The sequence below is a fragment of the Seohaeicola sp. 4SK31 genome, assembly GCF_028802875.1.
GTDB lineage: Bacteria > Pseudomonadota > Alphaproteobacteria > Rhodobacterales > Rhodobacteraceae > Seohaeicola.
The window spans coordinates 106,931-120,953 of record NZ_JARAMP010000002.1; the positions used below are offsets into that span (position 1 = coordinate 106,931).

13 protein-coding genes are annotated in these 14,023 nt (G+C 62.6%); 3 read left to right on the forward strand and 10 right to left on the reverse strand.

What is annotated here, in order from left to right; translation table 11 throughout:
* Nucleotides 1-96: 96 nt before the first annotated feature.
* Nucleotides 97-822: a transcriptional repressor LexA gene (gene lexA, locus PVW27_RS02155; RefSeq protein ID WP_274554892.1), complete on the forward strand. Its 726-nt coding sequence runs from the start codon at nucleotides 97-99 to the stop codon at nucleotides 820-822.
* A 56-nt stretch (nucleotides 823-878) separates the two neighbouring features.
* Here lexA and PVW27_RS02160 read toward each other — a convergent pair whose 3' ends face one another.
* Complete coding sequence (locus tag PVW27_RS02160; protein ID WP_274554893.1) at nucleotides 879-3,026, reverse strand: ComEC/Rec2 family competence protein; 2,148 nt, start codon at nucleotides 3,024-3,026, stop codon at nucleotides 879-881.
* A 47-nt stretch (nucleotides 3,027-3,073) separates the two neighbouring features.
* Here PVW27_RS02160 and gltX point away from each other — a divergent pair, with 47 nt between their 5' ends.
* Complete coding sequence (gene gltX, locus PVW27_RS02165; RefSeq protein WP_274554894.1) at nucleotides 3,074-4,477, forward strand: glutamate--tRNA ligase; 1,404 nt, start codon at nucleotides 3,074-3,076, stop codon at nucleotides 4,475-4,477.
* A gap of 82 nt (nucleotides 4,478-4,559) precedes the next feature.
* Nucleotides 4,560-5,855 carry a citrate synthase gene (locus PVW27_RS02170; RefSeq protein WP_274554895.1) on the forward strand — a complete coding sequence of 432 codons (1,296 nt, stop codon included), beginning with the start codon at nucleotides 4,560-4,562 and terminating at the stop codon, nucleotides 5,853-5,855.
* Between the two features lie 98 nt (nucleotides 5,856-5,953).
* On the opposite strand, the gene PVW27_RS02175 is transcribed toward PVW27_RS02170, so the two are convergent.
* From PVW27_RS02175 to PVW27_RS02215, 9 genes are all read right to left on the reverse strand, one after another.
* Nucleotides 5,954-6,730: an enoyl-CoA hydratase-related protein gene (locus tag PVW27_RS02175; protein ID WP_274554896.1), complete on the reverse strand. Its 777-nt coding sequence runs from the start codon at nucleotides 6,728-6,730 to the stop codon at nucleotides 5,954-5,956.
* A 78-nt stretch (nucleotides 6,731-6,808) separates the two neighbouring features.
* Complete coding sequence (locus tag PVW27_RS02180) at nucleotides 6,809-7,294, reverse strand: cytochrome c-type biogenesis protein (protein WP_274554897.1); 486 nt, start codon at nucleotides 7,292-7,294, stop codon at nucleotides 6,809-6,811.
* Nucleotides 7,291-9,267, reverse strand: a complete 1,977-nt coding sequence (locus PVW27_RS02185; protein ID WP_274554898.1) for a heme lyase CcmF/NrfE family subunit — start codon at nucleotides 9,265-9,267, stop codon at nucleotides 7,291-7,293. Before PVW27_RS02185 ends, PVW27_RS02180 begins: the two co-directional genes overlap by 4 nt.
* 109 nt (nucleotides 9,268-9,376) lie before the next feature.
* Nucleotides 9,377-9,979 (reverse strand): holin family protein, encoded by a 603-nt coding sequence (locus tag PVW27_RS02190; RefSeq protein ID WP_274554899.1) that lies wholly within the window; start codon nucleotides 9,977-9,979, stop codon nucleotides 9,377-9,379.
* Nucleotides 9,970-10,581 (reverse strand): holin-associated N-acetylmuramidase, encoded by a 612-nt coding sequence (locus PVW27_RS02195; protein WP_274554900.1) that lies wholly within the window; start codon nucleotides 10,579-10,581, stop codon nucleotides 9,970-9,972. The genes PVW27_RS02190 and PVW27_RS02195 overlap by 10 nt, the downstream gene beginning before the upstream one ends.
* A gap of 87 nt (nucleotides 10,582-10,668) precedes the next feature.
* On the reverse strand, nucleotides 10,669-11,127 hold the full coding sequence (gene ccmE, locus PVW27_RS02200) for a cytochrome c maturation protein CcmE (RefSeq protein ID WP_274555082.1): 459 nt from the start codon (nucleotides 11,125-11,127) through the stop codon (nucleotides 10,669-10,671).
* A 28-nt stretch (nucleotides 11,128-11,155) separates the two neighbouring features.
* Nucleotides 11,156-12,184 carry an N-acetyl-gamma-glutamyl-phosphate reductase gene (argC, locus tag PVW27_RS02205; protein WP_274554901.1) on the reverse strand — a complete coding sequence of 343 codons (1,029 nt, stop codon included), beginning with the start codon at nucleotides 12,182-12,184 and terminating at the stop codon, nucleotides 11,156-11,158.
* An 84-nt stretch (nucleotides 12,185-12,268) separates the two neighbouring features.
* Nucleotides 12,269-13,084, reverse strand: a complete 816-nt coding sequence (gene murI / locus PVW27_RS02210) for a glutamate racemase (protein ID WP_274555083.1) — start codon at nucleotides 13,082-13,084, stop codon at nucleotides 12,269-12,271.
* A gap of 26 nt (nucleotides 13,085-13,110) precedes the next feature.
* On the reverse strand, nucleotides 13,111-13,989 hold the full coding sequence (locus tag PVW27_RS02215; RefSeq protein ID WP_274554902.1) for a lysophospholipid acyltransferase family protein: 879 nt from the start codon (nucleotides 13,987-13,989) through the stop codon (nucleotides 13,111-13,113).
* Nucleotides 13,990-14,023: the final 34 nt, after the last annotated feature.

Genomic DNA, 14,023 nt, shown 5'->3' on the forward strand with positions numbered 1-14,023 from the left:
ACAAAACGGGAACAATGGCAGAACAAACGGGAATTTTCCTGTTCTGCACGGTTTGGTCCATTTCCGCCCCGTGCCCGATCCAGAGGGAGCGACCCGATGCTGACCAAGAAACAACTCGATCTTCTGGATTTCATCCAGACGCGGCTGCAACGCGATGGCGTACCCCCCTCGTTTGACGAGATGAAGGAAGCGCTTGATCTGCGGTCCAAGTCGGGCATCCACCGGTTGATCACCGCACTTGAGGAGCGGGGTTTCATCCGTCGTCTGGCGCATCGTGCCCGCGCGATCGAAATTGTGAAACTGCCCGATGCGCTGGCTGACAAGCATGCGGCCCGCCCCGCCTCATCCACCGCCAGCGGTTTTGCACCCCGCGTGATTGACGGCGACCGCCCTGACAGCCCGCCCCCCGCCCGCGCCATGCCCGTTCAGGTGATCGAGGCGATGGAACTGCCCGTGATGGGTCGCATCGCCGCCGGTGTCCCGATCGAGGCGATCAGCCATGTCTCTCATTCCGTGACCGTGCCCAATTCGATGATAAGCGGACGAGGCGATCACTATGCGCTTGAAGTCCGCGGCGATTCCATGATCGAGGCCGGGATCAATGACGGCGATGTCGTGGTCATCCGCGAGACATCCACGGCCGACAATGGCGATATCGTCGTCGCATTGGTCGAGGATCAGGAAGCGACGCTGAAAAGGTTCATGCGGCGCGGCAACACCATCGCGCTGGAAGCAGCGAACCCCGCCTATGAAACACGCGTCTATGCCGATCACATGGTCAAGGTGCAGGGTCGTCTGGTCGGGTTGATCCGCACCTATTGATCCGGGTTTGCAAGGCAAGCGTTTGGCAAGGGGCATGCACAAGGCATGCCCTTTTGTCATGGCGCGGCGCGCAGTTGCGCAAGCCGGTGCGGCATGACCGGGGCAAGCGCTGTCTCAGGCAAAGGCGCGTTGCCCACAGGGCGGGACCAGCGCCGTCTGCCATCTTCGGTCGGTCGGGGCCGCAGCCCCTGCCCCTCTGACCAGAAGGCCAAGGGGCCCGTGCGCGCCAGCAGGGTCTGGTCGATCACGCGACACCCGGCGGGCGGATCAGGCACTCTTGCGGCCACCACGACCAGATCAGCCGTCAGGCAAACCTCACGCAGCCGGGCAAGGCCGGTCTTACCGCTCAACGCGGCCACGTGGATACCGGCCAGCGTGATCTCGCGCGCGTGGCGTGGCCCCGCGAACCCTGCGCGGGCGGCGGCGGTCGTCGGGCTGACAAGGTCGCCGTCATTCTCAAGCCATGACCGGGCCGCGAAACCTGCGCCGCGATCCAATGACAGGATGCGACCGTTAGGCCCTGTGACCCCGATCAGATTGCCATCCCGCGAGATGAGCAAAGACGGGCGCGTCGTATCCGACCATAGCCAGAGCGCGAGGACCACAGGGACCAGCCCCGCCAATCGGGCCTTGCCTTGCCAGAGGATGACCCAAAGCATCCCCAGCGTGATCACCGGCAGCGCGGCAGGTGGCGGCGCTTTGATGCCGGTCACTGCGCCCTCCATTCCGGCGACCAGGTGGGCCACGGTCAGGATCCAGGCAGAGCCCGTCTCCATCACCCACAGCGGGAGATCCGCCAGACCCAAGGGGGCCAGCAAGGCCGCCATCGCCCCTGCCGGCATGACCACCGCCCCCATGACCGGGACAGTCAGAAGATTGGCCAACAGACCGTAATCCGCAAAGCGATTGAAACTCGCCGCGGCATATGGCCCAGAGGCAAGCCCACCGATGACCGAGGATAGAACCAACGTCACCAGCGGCACCACCCACCGCGGCATCCGCCCCGGCTCCATCCGGCTTTGCATGGCGGCAAAGCCCGCGATCAGGGCGGTGGTCGCGGCAAAGGACATCTGAAACCCCGGTGCCAGCAGGCTTTCCGGCTTCCACAGGATCAGAATGATCCCCGCCAGCGCGACCGAGCGCAGGGTCAGCGCCTGCCGGTCCAGCAGCACCGCCCCCAATATGACCGTCACCATGATGAAGGCCCGTTCCGTCGCCACGTTCGACCCGGACAGGAGAAGGTAGAAGAACGCCACGCCCAGCGACACAAGCGCCGCCAGTTTCTTGGCGCTGACCCGCAAGGCAAGCGGCGGGATCAAGGCCACGCCATAGCGGATCAATGCGAAAACAAAGGCGATCAGAAAGGCAAGGTTCATCCCCGAGATGGCCAACAGATGCGCCAATCCCGAATCCCTGAGCGCGGCCGCTGTCTCCTGCGAGATGGCGGAGCGGTCGCCGGTCATGGCACCGGTGGCAAAGGCCCCAGCCTCGGATGGCATGGCCTGCAGCATTGCTGCGGCCAGATAGCTGCGCATCCGGTCCACGATCTGCGTTCCGGGTTCGGGGGGCTGCCAGAGCAGGACCGGTGTTCGGGTATAGCCGACCGCCCCAAGTTGCTCGAACCACGCCATGCGGCGAAAGTCGAATCCGCCCGGTTCGACCGGGCCGTCGGGCGCCGACAGATGCGCTGTCAGGATCACGGTCTGCCCGGCTTTCGGGTCGTGATAGGACTGCTCGCCATGCAGCGAAATCCGCACCCGCTCAGGTGTGCGGTCCGGTGCTGTCCGTTCCAGCACCACGCGGTCCAGCGTCAGACGGATGACGTCGCTTTGCGACCTGTCGATCCAGACGATCCGCCCTTGCACCGGACCGTAATAGCGGAAGTCCAGCATCGGCGAGGCGACCATATATCCGCGCAGTCCCGCCGCCAGTGTGCCAAGGGCGAGACAGGCCAGCACCGCCGCCACCGGATACAGCGCCTGTGGAGCGGTCAGACGGAGGATGACGCCCAGGGCAAGTCCGGTTGCCGCAAGGGAATAGACCATCGGCCCCGGTTCATCAGGCAGCAGGAACCACAGCCCCGCCCCCATGCCGACAAGGACCGCGCACCACGGGAAGAGATGCCCGCGCTGCCCTTCCATCATGGCGTCGATCAGATGCAGGATCCGCAACTCTTGCCCCTTGCCCCCCGCATCGCTAGACATGCGGCAAGGCTACACCTGCCCTGGTTACCGAAAGGTTAAACGCGCCCATGTCCTCGCCTGTTGTCACCCGTTTTGCGCCTTCTCCCACCGGCTATCTGCATATCGGCGGGGCGCGGACGGCCTTGTTCAACTGGCTTTACGCAAGGGCCCGCGGCGGGAAATTCCTGCTCAGGATCGAGGATACCGACCGCGAGCGGTCCACCCCCGAGGCGACGGCCGCGATCCTCAAGGGGTTGAAATGGCTGGGTCTGGATCATGATGGCGAAGCGATCAGCCAGTTCGCCCGTGCCGCGCGCCATGCGGACATCGCGCGCCAGTTGCTGGATGAGGGGCGCGCCTACAAGTGCTTTGCCACGCAGGACGAGATCGAGACTTTCCGCGAGGCGGCACGCGAGGCAGGGCAATCGACACTCTACCGCAGCCCGTGGCGGGATGCCGACCCCGCCACCCATCCCGACGGCGTGCCATATGTGATCCGCATCAAGGCCCCGCTTGAGGGAGAGACCGTGATCGAGGATCAGGTGCAGGGCCGCGTCGTGATCCGCAACGATCAGTTGGACGACATGGTTCTGCTACGCGGGGACGGCACGCCTGTCTATATGCTGGCCGTGGTGGTGGACGATCACGACATGGGTGTGACCCATGTGATCCGGGGCGACGACCATCTGAACAATGCCGCACGCCAGATGATGATCTATCACGCCATGGGATGGACCGTGCCGGTCTGGGCGCATATCCCGCTGATCCATGGCCCCGATGGCAAGAAATTGTCCAAGCGGCATGGCGCGCTGGGTGTCGAGGAATATCAGGCGCTTGGCTATCCTGCTGCGGGTATGCGCAACTATCTGACACGTCTGGGCTGGAGCCATGGAGATGACGAGTTCTTCACCGATGCCCAAGCGCTGGCATGGTTCGATCTGGCGGGAATCGGCAAGTCACCGGCCCGGCTGGATTTCAAGAAACTTGAAAACATCTGCGGTCAGCATATCGCTGCGACCCCCGATGCCGCGCTGCTGCATGAGCTGATGGATTTCATGGTCGCAACGGGACAGCCCGCCCTGGCCTCCCACAAGAAAGCCATGCTTTACGCCGCCATGCCACATCTGAAAGAACGGGCGAAGACTTTCTTCGAACTTCTTGAAAAGGCTGAGTTCATCCTTGCCGATCGCCCGATCGTGGCGGATGAGAAAGCGGCGGTGCATCTCAACGATGTATCCCGTGGTATACTGAGAGAATTGACGCCGCATTTGCAAAATGCTAGCTGGACCCGGGGCGATCTTGAACACGTCCTGAACGAATTCGCACAGACGCAGGGAATGACTTTCGGCAAGCTGGCTGGCCCCATGCGGGCGGCCCTCGCAGGGCGCAGCGCTACGCCGAGTGTGTTCGACATGATGTTGGTGCTGGGCCGCGAGGAGAGCCTTGCCCGCCTGACAGATGCCGCCGCCTGAGATCGGTTCATCCTTTCTTCAGGCGTTCAGAATAGAAAGGCGGTCCCGATCTGCGGGCATCGCCAGTGAGGAAGGGACGAAAATGACGACACCCAGCAAGACAGCGACGCTCAGCTTCGATGGCAAGAGTTTCGAATTGCCCATGTACACTCCGACGGCGGGTCCCGAAGTGCTGGACATCCGCAAGCTTTACGCACAGGCGGGTGTGTTCACCTATGATCCCGGCTATACCTCGACCGCAAGCTGCGACAGCACCATCACCTATATCGACGGGGATGAGGGCATTCTGCTGCATCGTGGGTATCCGATTGACCAGCTGGCCTCCAAGTCGCATTTCCTCGAAGTCTGCTACCTGCTGCTTTACGGTGAGCTGCCTTCTTCCGCGCAGCTTGAGGATTTCGAGACGCGGGTGACGCGCCACACGATGATCCACGAGCAGATGCACAACTTCTTCCGCGGTTTCCGCCGCGACGCACATCCAATGGCCACCATGGTGGGGGTTGTCGGTGCGATGTCCGCTTTCTATCACGACTCGCTTGATGTGAGCGATCCCTGGCAGCGCGAAGTGGCCTCGATCCGTCTGATCGCCAAGATGCCGACGATTGCGGCGATGGCGTATAAATACTCCATCGGCCAGCCTTTCGTCTATCCGCGCAACGATCTGGATTACGCGGCGAACTTCCTGCACATGTGCTTCTCGGTGCCGGCCGAAACCTATCACGTGAACCCGATCGTCAGCCGCGCGATGGACCGCATCCTGACGCTGCATGCCGATCACGAGCAGAACGCGTCGACCTCGACCGTGCGTCTGGCCTCGTCCTCGGGGGCGAACCCCTTTGCCTGCATCGCCGCAGGCATCGCCTGCCTCTGGGGCCCCGCGCATGGCGGCGCGAACCAGGCTTGCCTTGAAATGCTGCGCGAGATCGGGACCGTGGACCGCATTCCCGAGTTCATCGCCCGCGCCAAGGACAAGAACGATCCCTTCCGCCTGATGGGCTTTGGCCACCGCGTATACAAGAACACCGATCCGCGCGCCAAAGTGCTAAAGCAGTCGGCGGATGAGGTGCTGGAACTGCTGGGCGTTCATGACAACCCGCTGTTGCAGGTTGCCAAGGAGCTGGAGCATGTTGCTCTGAATGATCCCTATTTCATCGAGAAGAAGCTGTTCCCGAACGTAGATTTCTACTCGGGCATCATTCTTGAGGCGATGGGTTTCCCCACTTCGATGTTCACGCCCATCTTCGCGCTGTCGCGCACGGTGGGCTGGGTCAGCCAGTGGAAAGAGATGATCGCCGATCCGCAGATGAAGATCGGCCGTCCGCGTCAGCTCTATATGGGTGAAACCGCACGTGATTACGTCGATATCGAAAACCGCTAAGGATTTCGGACCAGACTAAAGAAACGGCGCCCAAAGGGCGCCGTTTTGCGTTTCATCAAATGTCTCGAAAATGTCGTCTGCCTGCGGGATCAGAAGCCTTAGCGCCCCTCGAAACTGGCGGGGCGCTTTTCAAGAAAGGCCAAGACGCCCTCCTTGAAGTCGCGGGTCTTGCCGCAGGTGCCCTGAAAGCGGCCTTCCAGCGCCAGCTGATCCTCAAGGCTGTTATCCCAGCTGCCCCGGATCGCCTGCTTCACATGGGCATAGGCCACGGTCGGGCCCTTGGCCAGATGCGCGGCCCGCGCGCGCCATGTGGCGTCAAAGGCATCATCGGCCACCGCCTCCCAGATCAGGCCCCAGTCATCGGCCTGTTGCGCGCTGATCTTGTCGGCAAAAAGGGCCGCTCCCATCGCCTTTGCAGTGCCCATCTGGCGCGTCATCCAATAGGTGCCGCCCGCATCGGGGATCAGGCCAATCCGGGTGAATGCCTGCAGGAAATAGGCGCTTTGCGTGGCGATCACCACATCGGCCGCCAGCGCCAGATTGGCCCCTGCCCCGGCAGCGGCCCCGTTCACGGCGCTGATTGTCGGGATCGGGCAATCATAGATCGCCTGCAGCATGGGCAGGTATTCGTCGCGAAGCGTGCGCTCCATATCCAGGTTGGCGGCATTGGCCCGGTCGCTGAGATCCTGGCCCGAGCAGAAGGCGCGGCCCGCCCCTGTCAGCACCAGAACCCGCGCCTCCTTGCCGGCCGTGCGCGCCGCATCGGCGATTTCGGCCCGCATCTGGGTATTCAGCGCGTTCATCTTGTCCGCGCGATTGAGGGTCAGCACCGCGACATCGTCGGTGATGTCCAGCGTGATGGTCTGATACTCCATGGGATCGGCCTCTCCTTGTCTCCGCCTCGTCGCGCCACCTTATCGCAGCGGATCACAAGGAAAAGATCAAACCCGGCGTCAGTCTTCCAGAATCTTGCTGAGCTTGGCCTTTTCCTCATCGCTCAACTGGCCCGGTCCCGTCTCAGTCGCGGATTGACGCGTGCGCAGATAGGAAAAGCCAACCCCAAGCGCCAGAAGCATCATCAACGGGCCAGCGGCCCATAGCAGCCAATTTGCCCCGCCCGTGGTCGGTTTCAGCAGGGCATATTCGCCGTAGCGATCCACGATGAATTCCACGACCTCCTGATCGCTGTCCCCGGCAACCAGACGCTCGCGCACAAGGAGACGCATGTCGCGGGCCAGTTCGGCATTGGATTCGTCGATACTTTCGTTCCGGCAAACCATGCAGCGCAACCCCCGCGACAATTCGCGGGCGCGCGCCTCAAGGTCAGGATCGTCGAGCACCTCGTCGGGTTGCACCGCATAGGCGGGGATGGCCGTCACGAGTGACAACGGCGCGACACCGGCCAAGGCCAGCCACAGGGCGATGAACAGACGGGTCATTCCGCAGGTACCCCTGCCGTCGGTTCGCGTCGTGCGGCCCCGGCGGCCACACGGAAGCGACGGTCGCTGATGCTGAGCATGCCCCCCAGCGCCATCAGGATGGTGCCTCCCCAGATCCAGTTGGCCAGGGGCTTGTAATAGGTGCGGATTGCCCAGCCACCATTGGCCTGCGGATCACCGATCACCACATAGACATCGCGCCAGAAGCCGATATCGATCGCCGCCTCGGTCGTGGGCATTTGCGCCACCGGATAGAAGCGCTTTTCTGGCGTGAGCGTAGAGATCGCCCGTCCGTCGCGGGACAGATCAACCCAGCCCATGGTCGAGATGTAATTGGGCCCTTCGATCCGCTGCACATCTGTCAGGGACAGGGTGAAGCCTGCCACCTCGAACGGTTCGTTGAACTGCACGACGCGGATGTCTTCCTGCTGCCATGCCAGAAGCCCGGCAATGCCCAGCATGGTCACACCAAGCCCGCCATGGGCCACGGCCTTGCCCCAATCAGCGCGTGGCAGGCGGCCCAACCGCGACAGGCGCCCCGCGACGGCCCCGCGCCCGGTGCGCGACCAGACATCGACCATCGCGCCGGAAATCAGCCATGTGCCAAGGAACAGGCCCACTGGCCCCAGCGCCGAGCGACCTGTCTGCATGGCGAAGGCCAGGACAGCAACCGACAGCGCCAGAACGAAAGCCGGGATGAGTGGACGGAGACTTCGTCCCAGTTCCGCCCGCTTCCACGGCATCATCGCGCCAATCGGCAGGATCGCGCCAAGAACCACCATGAAGGGGGTAAAGGCCATGTCAAAGAAGGGCGGACCGACCGAAAGCTTGCGGTCGAACAGCATCTCGGCCACCAGCGGCCAGATGGTGCCGATGAAGACGACGAAACAGGACACCGCCAGCAGGATATTGTTCATGACCAGTGCGCTTTCGCGGCTGACAAGGCTGAACACGCCCTTGGCTTCCATCGAACTGGCGCGAGCGGCGAACAGGGTCAAGGCCCCCCCCATGAAGAAGCCAAGGATCATCAGGATGAACACGCCGCGTTCGGGATCATTGGCAAAGGCGTGGACCGATGTGATGACGCCCGACCGCACGATGAATGTGCCGATCAGCGAGAAACCGAAGGCCAGGATCGCCAGAAGAATCGTCCAGCTTTTCAGGCTTTCGCGTTTTTCCACCACGATGGAGGAGTGAAGCAGGGCAGCCGCCAGAAGCCATGGCATGAAGCTGGCATTTTCGACCGGGTCCCAGAACCAGAAACCACCCCAGCCAAGCTCGTAATAGGCCCACCAGCTTCCAAGGCCGATCCCGATGGTCAGGTTGACCCAGGCCAGCAGCGTCCAGGGGCGCACCCAACGCCCCCAGGCCGCATCCACGCGCCCTTCGATCAGGGCCGCCACGGCAAAGGAAAAGGCAAGGCTCAGCCCCACGTAACCCAGATACAGAAACGGCGGGTGAAAGGCCAAGCCGGGATCTTGAAGCAGCGGGTTCAGATCCTGCCCGTCAAAGGGCGGCACGCTCATGCGGATGAAGGGGTTCGAGGTGAAGATGATGAAGGCGAAGAAAGCGACCGCCACCGAGGATTGCACCGCCAGCACGCGGGCCTTGAGCGTGGGCGGCAAATTGCCCCCGAACCATGCCGCCATGGCTCCGAACAGGGTCAGGATCAGCACCCAAAGAAGCATCGACCCCTCATGGTTACCCCAGACGCCGCTGATCTTGTAAATCATGGGCTTGAGGGAATGCGAGTTCTGCACCACCAGCGCCACCGAGAAATCGGAGGTCACGAAAGCATAGGTCAGCGCGCCAAAGGAAAACGCGGTCAGCATGAACTGCGCGTTGGCGGCGGGTTCAGCCATCGCCATCCAGCCCGGCCAGCGTTGATGCGCGCCAATCAGCGGCACCACCGCCTGCACGCAGGCGACGAGAAAGGCGAGGATGAGGGCGAAATGTCCAAGTTCTACTATCATGGGCCTGTTATAGGGCCTGCATCAGGACGCTCCAAACGGAATCGGTATTCCGCGGTGTTCACATTGTCGCGGCCCTTCTGCCTTTCGGGGGCTTGGTGCGGCCGCCATCTCACCGTCCGCCAAGCGGGTCGGCATGCGGCGTGGACGCGGCAGCGTTACGCCAATCGGTCAGGGCCGGATTGTCGGCCTCTGACATGGCCGGGTGATGTGCGTCAGGAAGGCTGTCGGCCGTCGTGCTACTCCCCGCTTCCAGCGCGCGCAGGGTCTTGAGGTTGTCCACCACCTGCGGGACCTGCGCCATGCTTTGCGCGACACGCATCTGAAACTCCTGCCCTTTCGCCTGATGGCGCGCACCGAAGTAGAAGGAAACGATAGCGCCCAGCAGCCACCAGAGCGGCTCGGGTACCAGTGCAATCCCCTGCATCCGGCTGGCGAACCAGACGGGATCGACCATGGCCGAGACGAAAAGCCCCAGCGTTCCCAAGGCCATCATGGGGCGCGGCAAGCGATTGGCGGCATCGACGGCCCGGTCGAACCAGCCCTGCCGGGCCAGTGCAAATTCCGCTCCGAATTGCGACAGGGCGGCTTGCCTCAGGGCGATCTCGCGGTTGGCGCCCTCTTCCGCATTCTCGCGAAAGACCTCGGCCGTTTCGCGCAGGACATTGCGCCCACCGCCGAATATCGCGCCCAGAATCGTGTCGATCAATGCCATTGCGCGGTCCTCGCTGCGAATTCGGAAGGGCTGAGGTGATACCGGGGATGGATGAATTCCTCGGCCCGCCTGATCCAGCCGCCCTTGGTTCCCTCGCGTGTTCTGGCGAATTTGCGGCTTTCGGGGCGCAGATCGGCCAGTCGCAGGTAGTAGTTGCGCCGCGCGATTCCATAGGCGTCAGCCAGATGATCGGGCGCCGCGGCGGCAGCGGCCTGACTGGCCGCAATGGTCTGTGGGCCGACAATCCCATCGACGGTCACGCTTTGCCCCATCTGGCGCAGCAGGCGTTGCAGGATCTTGACCGCATTGGCCCCGGCATTGACATACATGTCAAAGACGCTGGCCTGTATGCGCTCGGGCAATCGGTCAAGTCCGGGCGCATGAAAGTAGTGATCCACGAAAATCTCGGCCGCGCGGGTCTGGGTCATCGCCTCGACATCGGCGATTGTCACCCGCCCGTCGCCGGTCAGATCCAGACCCAGCCGGCGCAGGGTGCCGATGGTCACACCGTGTTTGGTCGCCCCACCCGGATCGGCCGGGTCGTTCACGAAACCACCCTCGCGCGCCACGATGTCCTGCGCGATCCGTCTGACATTATGCATAAGCCTGTTCCCGATTGATGCGGGATCAGGCTGAGGCATCGGGATTAATGGCAGGAAAACCCACCGGGCGGATCACCTAGCAGTGGGTTAACTGTCAGTGGCTTCTGCGTTCGGGTCCTTGTAGATGCCCTGTTCCTTCAGCGCGTCGATCACTTCGGCGGGCATGTAGGTTTCATCATGTTTCGCAAGGATTTCAGAGGCTTCAAAGACACCATCCACAAGGCGTCCGGTGCCTACCATGCCTTCATTCTCGCTGAAGAGGTCGGGAAGCACGCCCGTATAGACGACCGGAATACTGGCACCGCCATCGGTCACGCTGAAGCGGATCTGTTCGCCCTGCCCGCGCACGATGCTGCCTTCCTCGACCAGACCGCCGATCCGAAACACCTCGTTCGGGCCGGGCGGTTCGGCGATGATCTGGCTGGGCGCACGGAAGAAGTTGATCCCGTCGCGCATGGCATAGCCGATCAACGCGGTCGATATGATCAGCGCCACAGCCGCCAGCGCCACGATCTGGATCCGGCGTTTCTTTTTCAGTCCACCCATGGCCATGCGTCGTCTCCTTGATCCCGCGTTACGGGAAACAGGGGGCCAGCATCAACCCCGTTGTCTCGTCTTCACCTAACATCAGATTGGCGTTTTGCAACGCCTGCCCGCTGCTACCTTTTGTCAGGTTATCCAGCGCGGCGATGATGATCGCGCGACCGGCGCGCCGGTCGGCCACCACGCCGATATGGCAGAAATTCGAACCGCGGATATGCCGCGTGCTGGGATGCTGGCCGAAGGGAAGCACCTGCAGGAACGGCTCTTCCGCATAGGTGCTGGCCAGAACCTCATGGATGCGCGCGGCATCGCCCTTGACATAGACCGTCGCCAGAATTCCCCGGTTGGCCGGGATCAGATGCGGTGTGAACTGCACATGGACAGGCCGGCCCGCAACAGCGGAAAACTCCTGATCGAATTCGCCCAGATGGCGATGCACCCCGCCGACGGAATAAGCGTGATAGCCTTCTGACAATTCCGCGTGAAGCAGGTTTTCCTTGAGGCTGCGGCCCGCGCCCGACACGGCGCATTTCAGATCAAGGATGATGTCATCCAGATCAATCACGCCTTCAGCAATCAGCGGGCGCAAGGCATATTGGCCCGTAGCCGCATTGCAGCCCGTCCCCGCCACCAGACGCGCGACGCGGATCTCGGCGCGGTAGAACTCGGTCAGGCCATAGACGGCCTCGGCCTGGCATTCCAGCGCGGCATGGTCATTGCCATACCAGCGTTTGTATTCCGCAGGATCACGCAGCCGGAAATCGGCGGACAGATCCACGATCTTCAACGTCTTTGGCAGATCGCGGATCACTTCCTGCGATGTCGCATGCGGCAGCGCGCAAAAGCACAGATCGACGCCAGAGAAATCAATCTCTTCGATCTTCTGCAGCACAGGCAGGTCCAGATGGCGCAGATGCGGGAAAACATCCGCCATGCTTTGCCCGGCCTTGGAGTTGGCCCCCATCGCGGTGATCCGCATGTTCGGATGCGTGGCGATCAGGCGGACAAGTTCTGCCCCCGTATAGCCCGAAGCCCCCAGAATAGCTATGTTATGCGGCATGTCATCTGTCCTTGCTTGCACCGGCACCATGGCCTGCGCAGGTTGTATCATCATCTACAGTAGAAGCGGAAACCTTGACCGGGATCAACCGGCGGACCGAAAGGTGATCTGTCGTCGCAGGAATTGCGTCGCCCTGTCCGACACGCGACGCGGATCGCCCGTGGTCAGAAACATATCCTCGGCCCCCTGCCCCAGCATCTCGGGGCGGCGGGCCAGATAGTCGGCCAGACTCTCGGCCACCAGATTGGCTTGGGAATAGACCTGCACATCCGCCCCCAACGCATCCTGAAACACTTGCTGCATCAAGGGATAATGCGTGCAGCCCAGAATCGCCGCCTCGGGCCGGGGCATCTTGCGCTTGAGAGCATCGACATGGGAGCGCACCAGCGCCTCGGCCAGGATCATATCTCCCTCTTCGATCGCATCGACAACGCCGCCACAGGCCTGCGCCTCGACATCCACGCCGATGGCACGGAAAGCCAGTTCGCGCTGAAAGGCGCGGCTGGCCACGGTCGCAGGGGTCGCAAACAGGGCGACATGTTTCACCGCCACTTCACGCGGCGGCGAGTTGTCACCCCATTGCCGTTCGGTCAGCGCCTCGATCAGGGGCACGAACACACCCAGCACACGCTTGCCGGGGGGCACGCCCGCCTCCTGCATCCGGCGCAGGGCGGCCGCGCTGGCGGTGTTGCAGGCCAGGATCACCAGATCGCAGCCATGGGCCCACAGGTATTCCACGGCGGTTTTGGTCAGCTTGTAGACATCATCGGCATCGCGCACGCCATAAGGCGCGTGGGCATTGTCGCCATAATAGACAAAATGCACGTCCGGCAGCCGCTTTGTCACCGCTTCCAGAACGGTCAAGCCGCCAAGACCACTGTCGAAAATCCCTACTGCCATCGCGCGCCCGTCCTTGGGCGTGATGGTCACGCCCGGTGTTTCTCCTCGAACTCGAACCCGTAATCGTAATTGGCGAGCGGAGTCGGAGACAGGTCATACGTCGCTTTGCGCAGGAAATCCATCATTGCTTTGGTATCCCCCGCGCAGGTGGCGATCTGGTCGGCAGAGATCGGCGCGCCGATGGCGACACGCACGGGTGTATCGACGCGGGTCGCGAATTCCTTGATCAACAGCCCCATACGCAGCGTGACATGCAGATGGCTGGCAATCTGGAACATGCGGCTGGTGTGCCCGTCGAAATAGATCGGGACGACAGTTGCACCGGATTTCGCCACCATGCGCGCGGTGAAACTACGCCAGCCGGGGTCCATCGGCTGGGAAAAGGGCGTGGCGGCGGTGGACACCGTGCCGCCCGGAAAAATCCCGATAGCCCCGCCCTGCCCCAGATAATCCAGCGCAACCCGGCGCGTTTCAAGATTGCGCTGCACCGCGGCCTTGGTTTCGTCAAAGGCGACGGGCAGGATCACCCTTGCCAGATCAGGGGCCTTGCAGAAGACATGATGGGCAAGGATGCGGAAATCACCCCGCCGATGCGACAGGATATGCCCCAGCATCAGCCCGTCGAGGAGTCCGTAAGGATGGTTCGCAATCACGATCAGCGGACCGTCGCGCGGGATCAGATCCAATGAGCCGCGCAGGATATCAAGGCCAAGGCCATAGCGGTCCACCATGACCTGCCAGAAGTCCCGGCCTTGCGCCACCTCCTGCTCATACCCGGCCGCGCGGCGGATCAGTCTGATCCGCCCTGTGGCATTCTCCATCATGCGGATCAGGGCGCGGCCGCCCTTGGTGGTCGCCGAATGGGCATAGCTGATATCGCGGGCGATGCTTGATTGGGTGGTCACGCGGGGATGCTCCGGGCTGCGCGGGATATTTGCC